This is a genomic window from Bradyrhizobium sp. HKCCYLRH3097 (genome assembly GCF_051167875.1).
Lineage (GTDB): Bacteria > Pseudomonadota > Alphaproteobacteria > Rhizobiales > Xanthobacteraceae > Bradyrhizobium.
On the sequence record NZ_JBNPTX010000015.1, the window covers coordinates 126433 to 147464 of the forward strand.

Below are 21032 nucleotides of genomic sequence, written 5' to 3' on the forward strand. Positions count from 1 at the left end.
CTCGCACATGAGCACCTATGCGAGGCTTGTGTTCTGCCGAACTCCGCGCACGCGACGTCTCCGGCAGGATAGTGTCCATAGATAAGCGCGATCTCACCTCCGTCGTTGCGAGCGCAGCGAAGCAATCCAGAGTCGTGTGCGGGACCCTGGATTGCTTCGCTGACGCTCGCAACGACGTCGCGGCGACCATCTCGCGCTGTTGGTCGGTTATCCCTGCGTCGCCACTTTCAACGACCAACTACATTCCCCGACGCGAGACGCCGCCCGGATATGGATCATCCCTCAATCTGTCGAGCGTCCGCAGCGCGGCGATGTGCTCGATCTCGGCGCGCGTGATGCCGATATCTGTGAGCTCGCGTTCGCTCAGGTCATGCAGGCAGTCCCGCACGCTCTCGCGGCGTTGCCATTCTTGGATCGCGCGCCAGCACCAGCCGATCAAGCGGATGATCGGCCAGGTCGGCGTGGCCGGCGGACCGGCCGCGTCCTTTTCTGGCGACACGTCTCGCAACGCTGCGATCGACGCTTCGGACTGCATCGATGGCTGCACGCTGTCGATCGCGTCGGTGATTGACGCGATCGAGAGATCGACGTTGAGCGCCGACACGTGCGCAGCGTCGATCGTCGCGTTGGTCTGATGGGGTGGCATCCTCTGCTCCTGCTGTTATGCCGGCAGGGAGCGTGGCCAAACAAAAGGCCCCGTCCGATGCCGGCGGGGCCTGGTGAAACGATCGCAACGTCCAATTCCTAGCGCGCGACTCCTTCCACGGCCCAGCCGAAGCGGGTCATGTGATAGAAGTTGACGATGCGGACCGATTTGCTCATGTCACGTAAGGTATCATGGCACGCACGCAACATCAAGGGATATTTGGGCGCCCCACATCCTGGCGGCGAGTTGTTGTAGATCGACCGCGCGAGCACGGCGGGCGGATTGGCGTCAGCTCAATCTGCCGATTTGCGGCGAACGTGAAGCGGCGCGCTGATCCGCCCTACGGAGTGCGGACTACCAGCTGAAATGTCCACATCGGGCACACTCCACAAACATCAGACGCTCTCTCGTCCGAGATACATCGGAATGAGTCGACAACCATCCGGCCTTGCGCGCTGACCAGCGCTACGTACCGCGCCCCGCCATGAACCGATCCAAGATGTCAGCCAGCGAGCCCGAAACGCCTCCCAAGACCATGAAAACCAAAAGGTTGGTCTGCACACCGAGCGCTTCGAGGACCAAGACTCCACACAACATCAGCACGCCGGCCAAAACACCCATGCGAAGCGGCTTCATGCCTTTTCCCTAACAAGAGAGCAACGCCGCAACTAAGCTAACATGAGACGCCTGAAGTTCGTAGGGCCGATCAGCGTCGGCCTGATCATCAGGGGTCCATCCTGAAGCATTGAGATGAGGAAGCGATCTTCCCATCGAGCGCCCCCGAGACGGTCCTGCGCCGAAGACTAACTTTTCGAACGCTTTCAACGAGATCGCTCTCGCCGGCTATCCAGATCGCAATTTTTTACTTTCGCTTTTCCAGAATTCATGCTATCCCCCTGCACATCCCACCTCGCCAAGAGGGGCGCATCGCGATCGTCACGAGCGTGAGGTGGGCTGCGGTGGGCGTGTCGGGTTGCAGCGTGGCTTGTCCGCGCCGACGAACGATCCGGTGCGCACGGTCAAGCCGTGTGGTCCTGGCCTCCCGATGCTGAGGCCAAGCGGGCGCTGCGACGAAGCGCGCTCGCGACGGGGGCAAGAACGCCGGTCCCCGGGGAGAGCGCGGAGTAAGCCGTAAAGCCATCGCGCAGGGAGGGCCGGATGTCCGGCTCGTACCTGTGGTTCTGCCGCGTGCTTTCTTTCTGCACGCGGACCATGGGTGCGACCAGCACCCGGCCTTCCCTGCGCCCTCTGTTCTCGAAGAGGGTTTTCAATGGCACAGCTCGGGCGCGGAGGCGCGGCGAGGATGAAGAGTGATGTGTGGAAACAATCGGCTCCGCACTCGCCGTCATTCCGGGGCGCCCGTAGGGCGAGCCCGGAATCCATACTCCCGATCGTGGTTATGGATTCCGGGCTCGCGCTCCGCGCGCCCCGGAATGACGATGTGGAGAAAGATGACGCTATTCGCCAGCAACGGATGCTCAGCGGCGGTCACACGGCTCCACCGCCCTGCCCCTCTAGCGGCCGCGGCCGGCGGCTTGCGGCAGGAACGGCGCCGGCTGATGCACGGGGGCGATCGCCACCGCGCGGTTGCGGCCCTCGTTCTTGGCGCGGTAGAGCGCATTGTCGGCGCGCTTCATGACGTCGGCGATCGGCTCGCCCTTCTGCTCCAGGGTCGACAGCCCGATCGAGGTCGTGACCTCGATGCGCTTCTCGCCCTTGTGCACCGAGAACGGCTCGTTGGCGACCGAGCGCCGCAAGCGCTCGGCGACCATGCCGGCGACGTGCAGGTCGGTTTCGGGCATCACGATGACGAACTCCTCGCCGCCATAGCGGCAGGCGAGATCGATGCCGCGGATCGACTTGCGCACGCGCATGGCGAACTCGCGCAGCACGTCATCGCCGGCATCATGGCCGTAATTGTCGTTGATCGACTTGAAGTAGTCGATGTCGAGCATCATCAGCGCCAGCGGCTTGCCACGGCTCGCGGCCTGGTCGGCGAGCGTCGAAAGATGCGTCTCCATGTAGCGGCGATTGTGCAGGCCCGTCAGCGCGTCGGTGATCGCCATCTCGATCGAGTTCTGGACGTTGTCGCGCAGATGGTCGGTGTAGCGGCGCTTGCGGATCTGGGTGCGGGCGCGCGCCAGCAGCTCGTTCTTGTCGACGGGACGCAGCAGATAATCGTTGACGCCGATCTCCAGGCCGCGCAGCAGCCGCGAATTGTTCTCGGCTTCCGCAATCGCGAGGATCGGCACCTGCCGGGTGCGTTCCAGCGAGCGCAGCTGGCTGCACAGCCGCAGGCCGTCGTAATCGTTCAGGTCGAGCGAGACGATGACGAGGTCGTAATTGCCTTCGGCGGCGTTGAACACGGCCTCGGCGGGATTGGTCTCGACGTCGATGGCATGCTCGGTCGCCAGCATCGGCCCGAGCCGCTCGTAGGACGACGGCCGGTCGTCGACCAGCAGCACCCGCCCGCCCTTGCCGGCGTCGGCAACCGCGTTGCGCTCGGGCGCCTGCACGCCGATCTCGAGCGAGGTCAGCGCGCGCATGCGCAGCTCGTCCGTCATCATCTTCAGCCGCGTCAGCGAGCGCACGCGCGCGATCAGCACGACGTCGGAGACGGGCTTGGTCAGGAAGTCGTCGGCACCGGCCTCCAGGCCGCGCACGCGGTCGGACGGGCTGTCGAGCGCCGTCACCATGACAACCGGAATGAAATGCGTGGCCGGATTCGACTTCAGCCGGCGGCAGACCTCGAAGCCGTCCATGTCCGGCATCATGACGTCGAGCAGGATGATGTCGCATTCGGCGCGCTGGCAGATCTGCAGCGCCTCGGCGCCGTTCGCGGCGGTCAGCACGTCGAAATATTCGGCCGACAGCCGCGCCTCCAGCAGCTTGACGTTGGCCGGGACGTCGTCGACGACGAGGATACGCGCGGACACTGCAGAAACTCCTTAGCCGATAAAGCGGCGTACCGTTTCAATGAATTTTCCGACCGAGATCGGCTTGGAAAGATAGGCTTCGCAGCCACCCTCGCGGATGCGCTCCTCGTCGCCCTTCATGGCAAAGGCCGTCACTGCCACCACCGGGATGGCACGCAAATCCGGATCGTCCTTGATCCATTTCGTCACTTCCAGGCCCGAGACCTGCGGCAGCTGGATGTCCATCAGGATCAGATCGGGGCGGGTCCGGCGCACGATGTCGAGCGCCTCCACGCCGCTGGACGTACCGGACGTCTGGTACCCGTGGGCTTCCAACAGATCGCGGAAGAGCTTCATGTTGAGCTCATTGTCTTCCACGATCAGGACGGTCTTGCCCATCCGCCCCTCCGAATCACTGACACCGGCATGTCCTCTGGCGGACGCCTGTCCACCGCTACTCATCTAATTCAAACTAGCCCCAGATTCGTTCTAAGCCGTTAAGTCGGTATTCGATCTTTCCCCGAGATGGTTTCCACTTGCTTGAACCCATTCCGAAGACTCGGGCATGATGGGCGCAAAGTAGAGCCGACAAGTTAACGGAAAGGCAAATCCGCCGTTGAAAAAGCCCGTTCGAAATCCGCGCGAAGTCGCTGAAATCGTTGCAGTTCAGGCCCTCGGCTTCCTGGCCGGCGAACCGGAGCGGCTGGGCCGCTTCCTGGCCGAGACCGGGATTGGGCCGGAGACGCTGCGATCCTCGGCCGCCGACCCCAATTTCCTGGTCAGCGTGCTCGATTTCGTGCTGCGCGACGACGAGACGGTAAAGGCTTTTGCCGCCCACTCCAAGTTACATCCGACCAATATCATGGCAGCACGGCAGGTATTGGGCGACCGGCAGTGGGAGCGCGACGTGCCGTGACCGAGCGGGCGCCAGCGAGCGGGTCGCGCACGGTCGCCGGGCCGGCCTGCTTCTGCCGCGACTGCCTGACGGACCTCGATGATGGCGCGCGCCGCTGTACGGTCTGCGGCTCGCCGCGCCTCGTCCGCCATCGCGCCCTGCCCGCGCTGACGCTGGCCCATATCGACTGCGACGCGTTCTATGCGACCGTCGAGAAGCGCGACAATCCCGAGGTCGCCGACCGGCCCGTCATCATCGGCGGCGGCAAGCGCGGCGTGGTGTCGGCCGCCTGCTACATCGCCCGCACCTATGGCGTGCGCTCGGCGATGCCGATGTTCAAGGCACTGGAGCTGTGTCCCGCGGCGGTCGTGATTCCCCCGGACATGGCGAAATATGTCCGCGTCGGCCGCGAGGTCCGGCAGGCCATGCAGGCGCTGACGCCGCTGGTCGAGCCGCTGTCGATCGACGAGGCGTTCCTAGACCTGTCCGGGACCGAGCGCGTCCACGGCATGATCCCGGCAAAGGTGCTGGCGCGCTTCGCCCGCGAGATCGAGCAGCGCATCGGGATCACCGTCTCGGTCGGGCTGTCCTGCAACAAGTTCCTCGCCAAGATCGCCTCCGATCTCGACAAGCCCCGCGGCTTCGCCGCGCTCGGCCAGGACGAGGCGCCGGCGATGCTGGCCGACAAGCCCGTCGGCTTCATCTTCGGCGTCGGCCCCGCCACGCAGCAGCGGCTGGCGAACCAGGGCTTCCGCACCATCGCCGACCTGCAGCGTGCCGACGAGATCGAGCTGATGAAGCAGTTCGGCGGTGACGGCCGCAGACTGTGGCGGCTGGCGCGCGGCATCGACGACCGCAAGGTCGTCGCTGATCGCGGCGCCAAGACGATCTCCAGCGAGACCACCTTCGACACCGACATCCGCGACTACGCGACCCTGGAAAAGACCCTGTGGCGGCTGTCGGAGAAGGTGTCGGCGCGGCTGAAGGCGAGCCAGCTCGCCGGGTCGACCATAACGCTGAAGCTGAAGACCGCGGACTTCCGCCAACGAACGCGCTCGCAATCGATCGCGGCGCCGACGCAGCTCGCCGGCAAGATCTTCGCAATCTGCAAGGAGATGCTGGCGCGCGAGACCGACGGCACGGCGTTCCGGCTGATGGGCGCAGGCGTCAGCGCGCTGCGCCCGGGCTCGGAGGCCTCCGACACCGACATGCTCGACCGCCGCTCGGCCTCGGCCGAGCGCGCGATCGATGCGCTACGCAAGAAGTTCGGCCAGGCCGCGGTCATCCGCGGCATCGCCTATGACGGGCCGGAGCAGACGGAATGATGCCCCGGTCAATTGCTGCAGGGCTTGCCGTCCTTCACGTCCTTGACGTCGAACTTGCCGAGCGCGCCGGCGATGACGAAATCATTGTAGTCGAGCACGAGCGCGCGCGAGACGCCGTTCTCGTAGAGCTCGAACGACATCGCGTAGACCGGCGTCTGCTCGCCCTCGGCCCGCTTGGCGTCGCGGTCATAATAGCTGACCGTCACCGGCCAGCGCGTCATCTTCTTCATCTCGTCATTGTCGGTCGAGGCGTCGGGCTTGGCGGCCGCCTTGTCGGCCGGCACGGGCGCACCGATCACGGTCAGCGTGTTGTAGACCTTCTCGCCATTGTCCGAGCCGTCATAGACCGTCAGCTCGAGCAGCGACTTGCCCTCGCGCGCGGCGGCGATGATGCGATGAATCTGCTCGGTCGGAAACACGGTCGAGCCGTCGAGCGTGAAGGTCTTCGCCTCGGGCTGCTTGAGCTTGACGGTGATGTGATCGCCGGTGCGCTCGGCGATACCGTCGACCGGGCTGGAGGCCTGCTCGTTCATGCGCGAGTCGATCTTGAAGCGGTAGCTCTTGCCGGCGCCGTCCTCCCACGCGGTGGAGCGCAGGTCGCTCAGGGTCACCTTGCCCTCACCGAGATCGAGCTCCGAGACCTGGCGGAATTCCGAAGTGTAGCCGTTGCAGGCGTTGCCAGAGAAATTGTAGAGGATGCGACCGCGCGCGCTGTTGACGGGGCTCGAGCCGCGCGACTTGACCAGGCTCAGGTCATAGAGCGCCTGATGCGGCAGGAACGGCACAGCCGCCCCGGCCTGCGCCGGACCGAACGTGATCGCCGCGACGGCGAGCGCTCCCATCGACAGTCGGAACGAATGAGCCATGAGTTTTCCTCGGAGGACGTATCGCTGAACCGTCACATTAGAGATCGCTGCATTGCGTCGCAACTGCGGCTGTCTCACGGAAACGTGCGCTTAAAGCGCCGGAATCGCGTCGGTGCTGGCTGCTTGCATGTCACTGGCAACTGCGCCAAACAGGGCCGCGGTCCGGCACGGGACCGGCTTTCAGGCGACAGAACGGGGATTCGAGATGGCGGGTACGGTTGAACAGAATCTGGCGGCACAGGGCATCACACTGCCGGCACCAAAGGCGCCGGTGGCCAATTACGTCCCGTTCGTGCGCACCGGCAACCTGCTGTTCGTGTCGGGCCAGGTCTGCCTCGGCGCCGACGGCAAGATGATCGCCTCCGGCAAGCTCGGCGGCGGCGTGTCGATCGAGGACGGCTATGCGGCCGCGAAGGGCTGCGGGATCAACCTGCTCGCCCAGGTCAAGGCGGCGGTCGGCGATCTCGACAAGGTCGTGCGCGTGGTCCGGCTCGGCGGCTTCGTCAATTCGGCGCCCGATTTCCTCGACGGGCCCAAGGTGCTCAACGGCGCCTCCGACCTGATGGTCGCAGCGTTCGGCGACAAGGGCCGGCACGCCCGCACCACCGTCGGCGTGTCGGCGCTGCCGTCGGACGCGGCGGTGGAAGTCGAAGGTGTGTTCGAGGTTGAGTGAGAGAGAGCGCATGATCCGGAATAGTGCGCGGCGGTTTTCCGACGAGATCATGCGCCAGCAAAACGGACGGGGCGAATGCGCGCACCTGACTGGCTGACGGCCCGCCCCGTCGCCCATCGCGGCCTGCACGATGCTGATCGCGGCATCATCGAGAACATGCCGGCCGCCGCACGCGGCGCCGTGGCCGGCAACTTCGCCATCGAATGCGACATCCAGCTGTCGGCCGATGGCGAGGCCATGGTGCATCACGACTATGATCTCGGCCGCCTCACCGAGGGCACCGGCCCGCTGATCGAGAAGACCGCGGCAGAGCTGAAAGCGATCAAGTTCAAGCAGACCGACGAGCAGATGATGACGCTCGGCGACCTCTGCAACCTGATCGCCGGGCGCGTGCCGCTGGTCATCGAGGTCAAGAGCACGTTCCAGGGCGATCGCCGGCTGGTCCGGCGCATGGCCGAGGTGCTGGCGTCCTACTCCGGCCCGGTGGTCGGGATGTCGTTCGATCCGGACCAGGTCCGCGCCTTGCGCGAGACCATGCCGACGCTGACGCGCGGCATCGTCGCGCAGCGCAGCTACGAGGACGGCTACTGGGCCAAGCTGACCCAGGCGCAGCGCGACAGCATGCTGCATCTCAAGCATGGCTTCAGCAGCCAGCCGCATTTCGTCGCCTATTGGATCGAGCAGCTGCCTGCGCCTGCCCCCTGGATCGCGCGCAACGTGTTCGGCTGCCCGCTGCTGACTTGGACCGTCCGCACCCCTGAGCAGCGTGCCGCCGCAGCCCGCTATGCGGATCAGATGATCTTCGAGGGGTTTACGCCGGGGACGTGACGCCGGCCTTGAACTCGCTGCTGCGATGCACGATCTTCAGGGCGTGGCATCTGGGGCGTCCCGGCCGGGGCGTGCCGTGCCGGCCCGTTTGACAAGGATTCGATGGCATCGCCTGAGATCACGCTCGAAGCCGTTCCCGGGATCAACGAGGTCCCGGCCGCAGCATGGGACGCCTGTGCCAATCCCGAGGGCCGCGTCAGTCCCGGCTCATCTTCCGCCTGCGGCCGCGCCTACAATCCGTTCATCTCACACGCGTTTTTCTCGGCGCTCGAAGCCTCCGGCTCGGCCACCCTGCGCACCGGCTGGGCGCCGCGCCATCTGGTGGCGAAGATGGGTGACGAGGTCCTCGGCGTCGTGCCGTGCTACCTCAAGTCCCACTCGCAGGGCGAATATGTCTTCGACCGCGGCTGGGCCGATGCCTATGAGCGGGCCGGCGGGCGCTACTATCCGAAGCTGCAGGTCTCGGTGCCGTTCACGCCGGCCACAGGGCCGCGGCTGCTGATCCGCGCCGACCAGGACCGGGACATGATCGGCAATGCCCTCGCCCAGGGACTGAAGGCGCTGTGCGGGATCAGCGAGGCGTCCTCGGTCCACGTCACCTTCGCCCGGCAGGCCGAATGGGAGCGGCTCGCCGCGCAGGGCTTCCTGCAGCGCACCGATCAGCAGTTCCACTGGCACAATCAGGGTTTTTCCACCTTCGACGATTTCCTGGCGACGATGAATTCGCGCCACCGCAAGGCGATCAAGCGCGAGCGGCGCGACGCATTGGCCGCCGGCATCACCATCCATTGGCTGACCGGCAAGGACATCACCGAGGACGCCTGGGACGCATTCTTCGAATTCTACATGGAGACCGGCTCACGCAAGTGGGGCCGGCCGTATCTCAACCGCAAGTTCTTCTCGCTGATCGGCGAGAGCATGGCCGACGACGTGCTGCTGGTCATGGCCAAGCGCGAGGGCCGCTGGATCGCCGGCGCGATCAACTTCATCGGCTCGGACACACTGTTCGGGCGCAATTGGGGCGCCATCGAGCACCACCCGTTCCTGCATTTCGAGGTCTGCTACTACCAGGCGATCGACTTTGCGATCCAGCACAAGCTCCAAGTCGTCGAAGCTGGCGCTCAGGGCGAGCACAAGATCGCGCGCGGCTACCTGCCGCAGACCACCTACTCCGCGCACTACATCGCCGACCGCGGCCTGCGCCGGGCCATTGACGACTATCTCAAGCGCGAGCGCGCCTATGTCGAGGAAGCCGGCCGCGAGCTCGCCGAATCCGCCCCGTTCCGGAAAGGCATGGACGAGCCGTCTTGACCGGCGACACGCGCCGGTGAGAGTAAGGCGCACCAAGAGGAACCGCTTAAGGGACTGCCCATGACCGCCTACGATCCCAACAATCCGTTCGCGAAGATCCTGCGCGGCGAATTCCCCTGCACCAAGGTCTATGAGAACGACCACGTGCTGGCGTTCCTCGACATCATGCCGCGCGTGCCCGGCCACACCCTGGTGATCCCGAAGGCCGCCGCACGCAACATCCTCGACATCACCGAGGAGGACTATCTCCACGTCGGCCGTGCCGTGCGCACCATCGCCCGCGCCGCCAAGACCGCGTTCGCCGCCGACGGCATCACGGTGCAGCAGTTCAACGAGCATGCCGGCGGCCAGATGGTGTTCCACCTGCACGTCCACATCATGCCTCGCCGCAACGGCGATTCCCTGCTGCCGCCGGCGAGCCGCAAGGAAGATCCGAAGGTGCTGGAGGAGAACGCCGCCAAGCTGATTGCGGCGCTGAAGGGCTGATCAGGCCTCGTCGAGCCCGATGTCGAGCGCGGCCGACGAATGCGTGATCCAGCCGACCGAGATCAGGTCGACGCCGGCCGCGGCGATCGCGGGCGCGGTCTCCACGGTGATCCGGCCCGAGGCTTCGGAGATGGCCTTGCCGCTGATCATGCCGACCGCGGTTTCGAGCTCCGCCGGCGTCATGTTGTCGAGCAGCACCGCATCGACGCCCAGCGTCAGCGCCTGCTCGAGCTGAGCCAGAGTGTCGACCTCGACCTCGATCTTGACGAGATGGCCGGCATGGGCCTTTGCGCGCGTGATGGCAGCCTGGATGCCGCCGGCGATGGCGATGTGGTTGTCCTTGATCAGGACGGCGTCATCGAGCCCGAACCGGTGATTGCCGCCGCCTCCCGCGCGCACCGCATATTTCTCCAGCGCGCGCAGGCCCGGCGTGGTCTTGCGGGTGCAGACGATCTGCGCCTTCGTCCCCTTCACCGCCGATACCAGGGACGCCGTCGCGCTGGCGACCCCGCTCAAGCGGCAGAGGAAGTTGAGCGCGACGCGCTCGCCGGTCAGGAGCGCCCGTGCCGGGCCGCTGATGGTCGCGATCGCGTCTCCCGGCGTCACGACGCTGCCGTCCGGTCGCACGATCTCCATGCGCACGTCCGGCGAGACGGTCTGGAAGGCGCAGCGCGCCACATCGAGGCCTGCGATCACCCCGTGCTGGCGCGCCCGCAGCTTCAGCGAGGCGCGCTGCTCGGCGGGGACGATGGCATCGGTGGTGATGTCGCCGGCGCGGCCGAGATCCTCGAGCAGCGCCATGCGCACCAGCGGCTCGTAGAGCAAGGGCGAGAGAGGATTGAGAGTCATGGCACTGCGCTCCTGAACGGCGTCTGCTCGGCCTCGACAATGTCGCGGGCAACCGCGATCGCCTCGGGCAGAGTGAGGCTGGATGGCTGCGCGACGGGCAGCGTGCCCGGACGATCGCTGCGGAAATGCGCGCCGCGGCTCTCCTCCCGCGCATGGGCCGCGACCGCGAGCATCAGGCCGACCACCGCCGGGTCAGCCATGGACCCGGCCTGCTCTGCCAGTGGAAGCAGGCCGCTGACGGCAGCCGCGATCGTGCGATGCTCGCGCATCACGCCCAGCGCATGCGACAGCAGCGGCCGTACGGCCGACGGATCAGACGCCGGCGGAATTGCCGCCACCTCGCACAGCTTGCCCGCACGCTGCGGCGCGCCGGCCACGCTTTCGGCCACCCATTGCGCGCAGACGATCGCCTCCATCAGCGAGTTGCTGGCGAGCCTGTTGGCGCCGTGCAGGCCGGTGCGGCTGGCCTCGCCACAGGCCCACAAGCCCTCGACCGTGCTGCGTCCCATCGTGTCAACAGCGATGCCGCCCATATGATAGTGCACGGCCGGCCGCACCGGGATCGGATCGCACGCGGGATCGATGCCCGCCATGCGGCAGAACGCGCTGATCACGGGATAGCGCGCGGCGAAATCCTTGCCCGGCTTGTCGCGCGCATCGAGGAACACGCGGCGGCCTTGCGCACGGCGGCGCCATACCGCCCGCGCCACCACGTCGCGCGGCGCCAGCTCAGCGCCGGGCTCGTCGGCCATGAAGCGCGTACCGGTGTCGTCGATCAGGACGGCGCCATCGCCGCGGATCGCCTCGGTGAGCAGCGGCAGCGGCCGCGACGGTCCGTCGAACGCGGTGGGGTGAAACTGCACGAATTCGAGATCGGACAGCACGGCACCGGCCCGCGCCGCCAGCGCGAGGCCCTGGCCGAAACAACCGGCCGGATTGGTGCTGTCGAGGAACAGGCAGCCGATGCCGCCGGTTGCGATCACGACGCGTGTCGTGGCGAGGATCAGAGCCTCATCGCCGCGCGCCGCAGCCACGCCCTGGATCGCGTTGTCATTGACGATCAGCCGGCGCGCCTCGACGCCTTCGAGCAAGGTCACCGAAGCACAACGCCTGACAGCCGCGATCAGCGCGCGCATGATCTCGCGTCCCGTGCCGTCGCCCGTCGCATGCACGATCCGGTTGCGGCTGTGTGCGGCCTCCAGGCCCAGACGCCAACGTCCATCCGCACCTCGGTCGAACGCAACGCCAAGCTGCGCGAGGCGCTCGACCGCGGCCGGCGCCGCATCGATGATGCGGCGCGCGGCGGCCTCGCCGCACAATCCGGCTCCGGCGGCGAGCGTGTCCTTCAGATGCAGCCCCGGATCATCGTCATCGCCAACCGCCGCGGCGAGGCCACCCTGCGCCCACATGCTCGACGCCTCCGCGCCGAGCGGCGACTTCGACAACAGCACGACCGGCTCGGGCGCAAGCTGCAGCGCCGTCATCAGACCCGCGGCACCGCCGCCGATGATCACGGGACGGCCGATCAACTTCGAAACATCGATGCTCATGATGCCAGCATCCTTTCCACTGCGCGCCGCGCGCGCTCGGCCATCGCGGGATCGATCGTGACCTCGTGCGTGTTGGTCTCGAGCGCATGGCGGATGTTCTTCAGGGTGATCCGCTTCATGTGCGGGCACAGATTGCAGGGGCGGATGAACTCGATGTCGGGATGGAGCACGGCGACATTGTCGCTCATCGAACATTCCGTCAGCAGCACCACGCGGGCCGGCCTTCTTGCTCCGACGAAGTCCGACATCGCCGCGGTGGAGCCGGCGAAGTCCGCCTCCGCCACGACCTCTGGAGGACATTCCGGATGCGCGAGCACGGTGACACCAGGATGGTTGTCGCGCAGCGTGCGGACGTCCTCGGCGCTGAAGCGCTCATGCACCTCGCAATGCCCTTTCCAAGCCGTGATCCTGACCTTCGTCTGTGCGGCGACGTTCCGCGCGAGATATTCATCCGGCAGCATGATGACGTGATCGACACCGAGCGACTCGACCACCGCGCGCGCGTTGCCGGAGGTGCAGCAGACGTCGGACTCGGCCTTCACCGCCACCGACGTGTTGACATAGGCGACCACGGGCACGCCCGGGTGGCGCGCGCGCATCAGCCGCACGTCGTCGGCGGTGATCGACTCCGCCAATGAGCAGCCCGCCTCTACGTCGGGGATCAACACCGTCTTGTCGGGATTGAGCAGCTTGGCGGTCTCGGCCATGAAGTGGACGCCGGCGAGCACGATCACCTCGGCATCGACCTTGGTCGCTTCGCGCGCCAGCAGCAGGCTGTCGCCGACGATGTCGGCGACGCCGTGATAGATTTCGGGCGTCTGATAGTTGTGCGCCAGCACCACGGCATTGCGCCGGCGCTTCAGCGCCAGAATGGCTTCGACATCGTCCTCGAAGACAGCCCATTCCGGCGGCGGGATCACCCGGCTCAGACGCTCAGCAAGCGATGCATTCGGCGCGACGGCGGGCAGGACAAGATCGACCATTTATACTCTCCGTGAGCATAAGATGGCTTATACTTATCCTGAGCATAAGCTGTGTCAAGAGCGGGAGATCAAGATCGCGAGAGCGGCAGCTTGGTTCCGACCACCGCCCGCTCGGCCAGCACCCCCTGCCGGAAGCGAAACAGCTTGGCCGGCCGGCCAATCGTGTCGGCAGCAATTGCGCCTGTCTCTTCAACCAGTTCCTGCTGCTCGATGAGGCGGCGGAAGTTCTGCTTGTGCACGAGCCGGCCGGCGAGAGCCTCGACGCTGCGCTGCAATTGCAGCAGTGTAAATTCTTCCGGCATCAACTCGAACACGACCGGCCGGTATTTGATCTTGGCGCGCAGGCGGGCAATGCCGGTGGCGAGAATCCGACGGTGATCACCGATCATGGCGCGCCCGGGCAGCATCGGCTGGCTGGCCCCCTTCTCGCGCACGCTCTCGGGGATCAGCGCCGCCTCATACAGCAACTCATAGCGCTGCAGCGTCAGCTCCTCGTTCCACTCGCGGCCGTCGAGACCGAAGGTGATGGCGGCGCGCTGCCATCTCGTCTTTTGCAGCGCCGGCTGGTCGGCGGCTCGCGCCCAGGCCTTCAGCTTCGGCGCGATGATCTTGGCCAGGATCGTCGGCGGTCCGTCGCGATGATCCTCCCACGGGAAGTAGTCGTACCACGACGACCATTGCGCATCCGCGCCCTCACGCCCCTCCTCCTCGCGGGTCAGACCGAGATAGCTGATGGAGATGCGGTGCGGCGCGTCGGGATCGCCGCCGCGACCGCGGTCGGCGAAGGTGTAGAGCTGCTCGACATAGCCGAGCGGATGGCCGGTCTGCGCCTCGACCCAGGCGCGCAGCCCCATCTGCAGTGAGCGGTGCGCGAACTGAAACGGTCCGCTCGGCAGCGCCGCAGCATGCTCGATCGTCATGATCTTCGGGTGCCCGTCGGTCACCGCCACCAGCACGGCGACGAGGTCCGCCGTGATCGCATCCTGAGCCGTCACCGTTTTCTGCGGCCGCTTGTTCACCTTCGACATCCGGATCCGTCGGTCCTATTTGTCATCCTCACCCTTCGCCGCCGGCGTGAACGCGCAATGATCCGGCTTCAGGTCGATCAGCGGCGTCTCGTCGAGGCAGTCGAGACCGCGCACCAGCACGGTGTTGCCTTCCAACGCGACGAAGCGGACCGTCGACACGCCGATCGGATTGGGACGCACCGGCGAGCGCAGCGCGAAGGTGCCCCGGGTCTCGCCGTCATGATGGCGCGGGCTCTGCTTGACGAGATCACGGCGCGCCCGGTTGAGCCAGTACAGCACCTGGAGGTGGCTGAAGGCGTCGATGCCCTGCAGCGCCGGCACCCAGGGCTCGAAGATCTCGAGCCGGCACACCGGCCCCTCGAAGCTGCCCTGCCGCGGCGTCTCGAGCCGCGAGGTCCAGGGTGTGCGGATGCGGCCGATGAAATACAGCGTGGCGTCGCGCGGCTGTGGCGCGTCGATGGCAGCTTCTCCCGGACGGAGATCGGAATCAGTGGTCATTGCGGAGTCCTTGGATCCTCCCGGCAATCTATCCGAACCTCGGCTCACCGCAATTGCGGTCGCGCAAGATCGCGCAACTCAGCCGAGCCACCATTTGCCGGCCAGCATCGCGGCTTCGCCGCAGACGACACCGGCAAAGATCGAGCGGCGGCTCGCCATGAAGGCCGCAAGGCCGGCAACGACGGCTCCATAGCGCAGCCCCCAAGGCACGCTGGCGAGCGCGCCCGGCGGCTGCACCAGGATCTGGGCGATGACCCCCGCCAAGATGGCGGTCGCGACCGCCTTGACCCACATCAGCAGGTCCGAGCCCTCGTCGAGCCCGCTGCCGAACCAAAGTCCGAGCAGGCGCCAGATCTGGTTGGGGATCACGCCCGCCACCAGCAGCACCACGAGCGCATGCCAATCGCCGATGAAGTCGCTCATGCCGGCCCCCGCCGCTCGCGCCATTTGTGCGCGCCGAACGCGAGCGTTCCGGCGACGACGCCGCTGACCAGGATGTCGACGCCGCTGTCGAGCTGGGCGGCCAGAGGATACAGCACGAGGCCGAGACCGAGCGCGAGCACGTCGGCAAGCTCCCTGGCGTTGCGCAGGGTCGAGAACAGGAAGGCCAGCGGCGTCAGCAAGAGCACCGCGGCGCCGAAGGTCTGCGACAGATTGGCGGCGAGAAGATACCCGATGATGGTCGCGATCAGCGCAATCCCCATCAGGCCGCTGCCGAGCCCATGCACGAAGGCGATGCGGCGATCGCGCGGCACATGCGGCAGGAAGCGATAGCATTCGACCCACAGGGTCACGGCGGTGAAATGGGCGATCAGCACCAGGTGCCGCCGCTTGGTCTGCGGCGAGCGGATCAGGGGCAGCACCGCCACCACCATCGGAAACAGCCGGATCGCGCTCATCGTGACCGCGATCGCCGATTGCAGAATGGTCTGGCCGGAGCCGAGCGTGGAGACCAGGATGATCTGCGCTGGACCGGCCCATACCAGCACCGTGCTCAGGATCGCCCAGAGCATGCTGAAACGGGTATCGTGGGCGAGCGCGCCGATGCCGATGAAGGTGACGAACAGCACCAGTGACAGGATGGTCGCTGACGTCGCGCGCAGCCCCCAGCCGAAGGCGCGCAGTGAACCATGCCATTGCGGCGAATCGAGCGGAGGAAGTGTCACGGGCGGCCCAGCGGAACGAACCGCGATAAGGCTGGCGAAAGCCGCTCGCGTCAACCGCCATCAGGCGCGCGCGGGTCTGCGTCCGGCGCAGCCATCCCCCACACGCCGCGCTGCGGCAGCTCTATCCGGAGCGATTGCGCAGCACGAAGCAGGCACCGCCGGCCTCGCGGATCCGACTGCAGAGCGCGTCGGCCTCGGCCCGTGTCTCGGCGCCGATCCGCACCTGGTAGAAGGCGCGGTTGCCGCGCGAGCGCATCACCGACGACAGCAGGCTCGGGTCGCGGTCGCCAATGACCGGGCCAAGCCCCTTGATCGCCCGCGAATACATCGCGAGCGCCTTGTTGCGGTCGAAGCCTGCAGCCAGTTGGACGCCCCACGGTTTCGCGGCCGACAGCGCCACATGCTGCTCGAGCTCCGTGACGAACGGATTCGGCGCGCGCTTCAACATCGCCATCAGCTGACGACACGAGGTCGGTGGCGGACTCGGCGGCGTCTTGCCGCCGTTACCGGCGGCCGCCCACTCATCGATCGTGGCTCCCGTGATGGCGGAGACGTAGTTGCGGGTCTCCCAGGGCATCTGCCCCTTGCCGGCGAGCCAGTCCTGCACCCGGCGCGGCCCCGCATTGTAGGCCGCCGCCGCGAGCCCGAGATTGCCGAACTGGTCGCGCAGCTCGGCCAGGAACTGCGCCGACTTCGGCAGCGCCTGAACCGGATCGAACGGATCGAGCAACTGGCGCTCGTTCGCCGTGCCCGGCATGAACTGCGCGATTCCCTGCGCGCGCTGGCCATTGCGCGTGACCGGCCCGACTGCATCGCTCTGGAAGCGGCTCTCCTGCCAGATCACGCGAGCGAAGAATTCGAGCGGCAGATCATTCGCCTTGGCTGCGGATTCGATCATCAGGCAGATCGCCTCGCGCGTACCGCTCTCCTTGGCCTCCTCGGACTTGTTCTCCGAGCCCTCTGCCGCAGCGTCTGCCGGCTTGGCAGCCTCCTGCGGCGAATCCTGCCGGGCGCCGTCCTTCGGATCAGCCGGGGCGGCAGCGTCACGGTCGGAGGCCTGCTCCGCCGCCACGCCGGACAAGGGCATGGTCAGCATCAAGGCAAGGCCGAGACAGGCAATGCGAGCAACCGAAACCATGGAAAGCATCGTGAGCGCGGTGCAATGGTTGAATTCTGCCGACAGACAAAGCCGAAGACCATGCGGGGTTCCACCGCGCGGCGCCTTGACACAGCGAACGAGCCGGCTAGCAATCCCCGAGTGCCGCAGGGAGCGCGACGGATGACCGCACCGACCGACGACAGACTCGGCTTCGCGCCCGAAAGCGATGCGCCATTGTCCTACATGGCGCGCACGCGCGACTACTATCTCGCGATCGGCTATGACACGCCCTATCGCTGGGCTCACTACACGTCGGCGCCGTTCCATCCCTTGCGCAAGCCGCTCGCGCAGTCGCGCGTCACCGTTGTCACCACGGCCGCGCCTTTCGATCCCGCCAAAGGCGATCAAGGCCCCGGCGCGCCCTATAATGGCGGCGCCAAGTTCTACTCCGTCTATGACGGCGACACGTCGGCGCAGCACGACCTGCGCATTTCCCACATCGCCTATGATCGCGCGCACACCTCGGCCGAGGATTCCGGCACCTGGTTTCCGCTGCCACAGCTCCTAAGGCTGGCAGGTGAAGGCCGCATCGGCGCGGTCGGACCGCGCTTCTTCGGCGCGCCGACCAATCGCAGCCACCGCGTCACGATCGAGACCGATGGGCCGGAGATTCTCGCGCGCTGCCGCGCCGACGAGATCGATGCCGTCGTGCTGGTGCCGAACTGTCCGGTGTGCCACCAGACCGTGAGCCTGGTGGCACGGCATCTCGAAGCGAACGGCGTCGCGACCGTCGTCATGGGCTGCGCCAAGGATATCGTCGAGCACGCCGCCGCGCCGCGCTTCCTGTTCTCGGATTTTCCGCTGGGCAATTCCGCCGGCAAGCCGCACGACGCGGCCTCACAGGCCTTCACGCTCGAGTTGGCTTTGCGTGTCCTCGAGAGTTCACCAGCCGCACGCACGACCGTGCAATCGCCTTTGCACTGGAGCGACGATCACGGCTGGAAGCGCGACTACAGCAATCCGGCCATGCTCGCGCCGGACGAGCTGGCGCGGCGGCGCGCCGAGTTCGATGCGCAGAAGGCGATCGCGCGGCAGGTTCGTGGAAAGCAGGTGTGAAAGCCACACTCGCGCGAAACTCGCCCGGGAATTTCTTCGGATAATGCTGATTGCGCTTGCCGTCCCGCTCCAGTTGCGCTTGAGTTCCCCCGGGTTTGAAGGGGGCAGTACCAAATGAGAGTTGTAGCGTTGGTGGCGCTGTGCGCCGCGCTGGGAGGCTGCGCGTCCGTAACGCGGGGTACAACCGAGACGATCAGTGTCGCGTCGACGCCGTCCGGGGCCGAAGCCACGATCGCCGGTCTCGAAGCGCCGATGACCTGCACGACGCCCTGCTCGTTCGTCGCCAAACGCAATGCCGACATCTCCGTCACCATCGAAAAACCGGGCTACGAGACCCAGATCATCCCGTTGACCAAGGACATCCCGGCGACCGGCGCGGCCGGCTTCGCCGGCAACATCCTGGCGGGCGGCCTGATCGGCATGGGTGTGGACGCAGCGACCGGCGCGGCGACCGACCACAAGCCGAACCCGGTGATCGTCACCTTGCAGCCGCGCATGGCGGCGCCGGCAGGCCGTCCGCAGCGGCCGCCGCGGCGGTCGGCCCCGCCGCCGGCACAACCGGAGGCCGGGACCTAGCGCCCGCCAAGCCTGTCAGCCAGCCGCCGATGGCGCCTCGCCGGGAGTGACCGTGTCGACCGGCAACGCGAACTGCTCGACCCGGTTGAGCGGCTTCTTGTTGAGCAGCAGCCGGGTGACGTCGGGGCGCGAATAGTGTCCCGCCGGATCGGCGGCATTCTTGGCGATGCCGATCATGCCCAAATCGATCTCGGCGATCAGCAGGCCTTCCTGCTCCGGCGGCAGCTTCTCGGCGAGCGACGAGCCATCCGGACCAAAGATCGCGGCGTGGCCGCCGCCGACATGCAGCAGCGCGTGCTTGTCAGGCCGGTCGCACAGTTCGTCGATCATCGCCTGCGAGACGGTGGCGCACGGCGCCAGCACGAAGCACGAGCCCTCGACCGCATAGACGCGCGAGGCGGCGTTGTTGACCTCGGCGCCGAGCGCCGGCGCGAACGGATCGTACAGCGAGAAGCTCGGCCACGCGGCGACATGCACCTGCTCGTTCTGCGCGTACATCGCGTATTTCGACAGCGGCTGCAGGTGCTCCCAGCAGCACAGCGCACCGATCCGGCCGATATCGGGACGATCATGCACAGCAAGGTCGCTGCCGTCGCCCTCACCGTAGACGGTGCGCTCGGCATGGGTCGGCCGCAGCTTGCGGCGCCTGGCAATGGTCTCGCCGTCCGGGCCGATCAGCCATTGCGCGATGTAGAGGCTGCCGCCGTCGCGCTCGGAGAGTCCCAGTACGGCCGTCAGCCTGGCCTTGCGCACGGCAGCCCGCAGCGCTTCGGCCTGCGGGCTGTCATAGGCCAGCGAGTTGTCGAAATAGCGCTGCACGAAGCCGCGACCGATGCCCCAGGCCGGCGAGTCCATCCAGATGTGCCAGGGATAGCCGGGGATGAAGACCTCCGGAAACGCGATCAGCTTGGCGCCCTTGTCGGCCGCCTCCTCGATCAGGGCGATGGTCTTCTTGATCGAGGCGTCCAGGTCGAGCCAGGCCGGTGCCGCCTGCACCACCGCCACCTTGTATTTCGGATGTGCCAGTCCCATCGCTGCTGCTCCCTGATGCCGTGCGCGGCGGTGGCGCCGCGACCGGGCCAACTATTGACGCCAGCCGGCTTTCGCGCTCGTCTGCCAGGGAACGAAAATTCGACTGCGGCCGAGACGAAGACCCCAGCCGGCCCGGAATTTGCTGCATTGCCACAGTTCAAGCCGGCAGAGGTGCAGGGGGAGACGGAGCGATGCCGATCCTGTTCACCACCGACGGAAGCCCGGGCCACCGCCGGCTGGCGCGGTGGCAGGACATCGTCTGCGACGTCTATGTCGGGCTCGATTGCACGTCCGATCTCGGCAGCGCGTTTCGCGGCTCGGTGACCCATACCGCGTTGGGACGGGCTGTCTGCTCCGAGGTTGCCTCGGACCGGCAGCGCGTGCACCGGACCTCGCAGCGGATCTCCCGGGCGGATGCCGACTTCGTTCTCGTCGCATTCGGACGTGAGGGAATCGGCGGCGTCGTCCAGGATGGCCGCGACACCGTGATCCGGCCCGGCGAGTTCGCGATCTACGACACGACCCGCCCCTATGAGCTGCAGTTCGACGCCGCGTTCAAGCAGATCGTGTTCAAGCTCCCGCGCGAGATGCTGCAGCGCCGGATCGGCCCGACGGAGACCGTGACGGCGATCAGCTTCGGCCCCGACAGCCCGCTCCAGCCCCTCGCCCATGAGTTCATCGTCAGGCTCTGCGAACGCGCCGAGCATATCGGCCCCGATCATGCCGAACCTCTGGCCGATCAGGCCGCCGACCTGCTCGCCATGACCCTGGCCGAGCGGCTGCGCGCACAACCCCTGCCCGCCTCGAGCCATCGCGCAACGCTGCTCTATCGGATCAAGGCGCACATCCGCACCCGACTATCCGACGCCGGCCTCTCACTGCCGGGGATCGCACGCGAGCTCGGGCTATCGACGCGCTACGTCAATGATCTGTTCTCGGACGAGGAGACGTCGTTCCAACGCTTCGTGCTGGCCGAGCGGCTCAAGCAGTGCCGGCGCGATCTCGGCTCGCCGATGCTGGCGCATCGTCAGATCAGCGAGATCGCGTTTTGCTGGGGCTTCAATGACCTCTCGCATTTCGGCCGCGTGTTCCGCGAGCAGTTCGGCCTGTCGCCACGCGAGTGGCGGCGCAGCGCCGTAAAGCGCTGAGCTGGCGGCAACGCGCCCGCCTCACGCGCCTCGTGACGCTGT

General features: G+C 66.7%; 23 protein-coding genes. 9 read left to right on the forward strand and 14 right to left on the reverse strand.

Translation table 11 applies throughout. The features are described from left to right. Positions 1 to 238: 238 nt before the first annotated feature. The 4 genes from ACQR0U_RS28950 to ACQR0U_RS28965 all read right to left on the reverse strand — a co-directional run bounded on the left by ACQR0U_RS28950 (position 239) and on the right by ACQR0U_RS28965 (position 3960). Positions 239 to 646, reverse strand: coding sequence for a DUF1127 domain-containing protein (locus tag ACQR0U_RS28950; protein WP_315752977.1), 408 nt, complete (start codon positions 644 to 646; stop codon positions 239 to 241). A 465-nt stretch (positions 647 to 1111) separates the two neighbouring features. After that, positions 1112 to 1282, reverse strand: coding sequence for a hypothetical protein (locus tag ACQR0U_RS28955; RefSeq protein WP_315740306.1), 171 nt, complete (start codon positions 1280 to 1282; stop codon positions 1112 to 1114). 878 nt (positions 1283 to 2160) lie between these two features. After that, a complete protein-coding gene (locus ACQR0U_RS28960; protein ID WP_315718396.1) occupies positions 2161 to 3582 on the reverse strand; it encodes a PleD family two-component system response regulator in 1422 nt (473 codons plus the stop codon). Positions 3583 to 3594: 12 nt separating this feature from the next. Continuing rightward, complete coding sequence (locus ACQR0U_RS28965; protein WP_008964019.1) at positions 3595 to 3960, reverse strand: response regulator; 366 nt, start codon at positions 3958 to 3960, stop codon at positions 3595 to 3597. 217 nt (positions 3961 to 4177) lie between these two features. Between ACQR0U_RS28965 and ACQR0U_RS28970 the strand changes: the two genes are divergently transcribed. Both ACQR0U_RS28970 and ACQR0U_RS28975 read left to right on the forward strand, forming a co-directional pair. Next, entirely contained in the window at positions 4178 to 4477 is a 300-nt protein-coding gene (locus ACQR0U_RS28970) for a DUF3572 domain-containing protein (protein WP_315718395.1), read from the forward strand. Further along, entirely contained in the window at positions 4474 to 5781 is a 1308-nt protein-coding gene (locus tag ACQR0U_RS28975) for a DNA polymerase IV (RefSeq protein WP_434844117.1), read from the forward strand. Before ACQR0U_RS28970 ends, ACQR0U_RS28975 begins: the two co-directional genes overlap by 4 nt. An 8-nt stretch (positions 5782 to 5789) precedes the next feature. Here the strand turns inward: ACQR0U_RS28975 and ACQR0U_RS28980 are convergent, their stop codons facing one another. Then, a complete protein-coding gene (locus tag ACQR0U_RS28980) occupies positions 5790 to 6647 on the reverse strand; it encodes a cell envelope integrity EipB family protein (RefSeq protein ID WP_315718393.1) in 858 nt (285 codons plus the stop codon). A 205-nt stretch (positions 6648 to 6852) separates the two neighbouring features. On the opposite strand from ACQR0U_RS28980, the gene ACQR0U_RS28985 reads away from it, so the two are divergent. The 4 genes from ACQR0U_RS28985 (at position 6853) to ACQR0U_RS29000 (ending at position 9945) form a co-directional block, all read left to right on the forward strand. After that, the gene (locus ACQR0U_RS28985) at positions 6853 to 7320 is read left to right on the forward strand and encodes a RidA family protein (protein WP_315752981.1); all 468 of its coding nucleotides are present in this window, start codon (positions 6853 to 6855) and stop codon (positions 7318 to 7320) included. Between the two features lie 75 nt (positions 7321 to 7395). Then, a complete protein-coding gene (locus ACQR0U_RS28990; RefSeq protein ID WP_316165117.1) occupies positions 7396 to 8148 on the forward strand; it encodes a glycerophosphodiester phosphodiesterase in 753 nt (250 codons plus the stop codon). 102 nt (positions 8149 to 8250) lie between these two features. Continuing rightward, positions 8251 to 9459: a GNAT family N-acetyltransferase gene (locus ACQR0U_RS28995; protein ID WP_316165115.1), complete on the forward strand. Its 1209-nt coding sequence runs from the start codon at positions 8251 to 8253 to the stop codon at positions 9457 to 9459. A gap of 60 nt (positions 9460 to 9519) precedes the next feature. Beyond that, a complete protein-coding gene (locus ACQR0U_RS29000; RefSeq protein WP_315752984.1) occupies positions 9520 to 9945 on the forward strand; it encodes an HIT family protein in 426 nt (141 codons plus the stop codon). Here the strand turns inward: ACQR0U_RS29000 and nadC are convergent, their stop codons facing one another. From nadC to ACQR0U_RS29040, 8 genes are all read right to left on the reverse strand, one after another. After that, entirely contained in the window at positions 9946 to 10794 is an 849-nt protein-coding gene (gene nadC, locus ACQR0U_RS29005) for a carboxylating nicotinate-nucleotide diphosphorylase (RefSeq protein WP_315752985.1), read from the reverse strand. Further along, positions 10791 to 12344 carry an L-aspartate oxidase gene (locus ACQR0U_RS29010; RefSeq protein ID WP_434844118.1) on the reverse strand — a complete coding sequence of 518 codons (1554 nt, stop codon included), beginning with the start codon at positions 12342 to 12344 and terminating at the stop codon, positions 10791 to 10793. The genes nadC and ACQR0U_RS29010 overlap by 4 nt, the downstream gene beginning before the upstream one ends. Beyond that, entirely contained in the window at positions 12341 to 13327 is a 987-nt protein-coding gene (gene nadA, locus ACQR0U_RS29015) for a quinolinate synthase NadA (RefSeq protein ID WP_315827266.1), read from the reverse strand. The genes ACQR0U_RS29010 and nadA overlap by 4 nt, the downstream gene beginning before the upstream one ends. A gap of 68 nt (positions 13328 to 13395) precedes the next feature. Further along, complete coding sequence (locus ACQR0U_RS29020) at positions 13396 to 14355, reverse strand: NUDIX hydrolase (RefSeq protein ID WP_315718385.1); 960 nt, start codon at positions 14353 to 14355, stop codon at positions 13396 to 13398. Between the two features lie 15 nt (positions 14356 to 14370). Beyond that, a complete protein-coding gene (tsaA, locus tag ACQR0U_RS29025; RefSeq protein ID WP_434844119.1) occupies positions 14371 to 14853 on the reverse strand; it encodes a tRNA (N6-threonylcarbamoyladenosine(37)-N6)-methyltransferase TrmO in 483 nt (160 codons plus the stop codon). Positions 14854 to 14931: 78 nt separating this feature from the next. After that, on the reverse strand, positions 14932 to 15276 hold the full coding sequence (locus ACQR0U_RS29030) for an AzlD domain-containing protein (protein ID WP_315718383.1): 345 nt from the start codon (positions 15274 to 15276) through the stop codon (positions 14932 to 14934). Next, a complete protein-coding gene (locus ACQR0U_RS29035; protein WP_434845190.1) occupies positions 15273 to 16019 on the reverse strand; it encodes an AzlC family ABC transporter permease in 747 nt (248 codons plus the stop codon). Before ACQR0U_RS29035 ends, ACQR0U_RS29030 begins: the two co-directional genes overlap by 4 nt. Before the next feature lie 121 nt (positions 16020 to 16140). Further along, entirely contained in the window at positions 16141 to 17115 is a 975-nt protein-coding gene (locus ACQR0U_RS29040; protein WP_409998672.1) for a transglycosylase SLT domain-containing protein, read from the reverse strand. A gap of 183 nt (positions 17116 to 17298) precedes the next feature. Here ACQR0U_RS29040 and ACQR0U_RS29045 point away from each other — a divergent pair, with 183 nt between their 5' ends. After that, positions 17299 to 18234, forward strand: a complete 936-nt coding sequence (locus tag ACQR0U_RS29045; protein ID WP_434872350.1) for a glycine reductase — start codon at positions 17299 to 17301, stop codon at positions 18232 to 18234. A 114-nt stretch (positions 18235 to 18348) separates the two neighbouring features. Continuing rightward, the gene (locus ACQR0U_RS29050) at positions 18349 to 18810 is read left to right on the forward strand and encodes a PEGA domain-containing protein (RefSeq protein ID WP_315718380.1); all 462 of its coding nucleotides are present in this window, start codon (positions 18349 to 18351) and stop codon (positions 18808 to 18810) included. A 15-nt stretch (positions 18811 to 18825) separates the two neighbouring features. On the opposite strand, the gene ACQR0U_RS29055 is transcribed toward ACQR0U_RS29050, so the two are convergent. Further along, positions 18826 to 19842: a carbon-nitrogen hydrolase family protein gene (locus tag ACQR0U_RS29055; RefSeq protein WP_434872351.1), complete on the reverse strand. Its 1017-nt coding sequence runs from the start codon at positions 19840 to 19842 to the stop codon at positions 18826 to 18828. A 191-nt stretch (positions 19843 to 20033) separates the two neighbouring features. Between ACQR0U_RS29055 and ACQR0U_RS29060 the strand changes: the two genes are divergently transcribed. Beyond that, positions 20034 to 20990, forward strand: a complete 957-nt coding sequence (locus tag ACQR0U_RS29060) for a helix-turn-helix domain-containing protein (protein WP_434872352.1) — start codon at positions 20034 to 20036, stop codon at positions 20988 to 20990. Positions 20991 to 21032 lie beyond the last annotated feature (42 nt).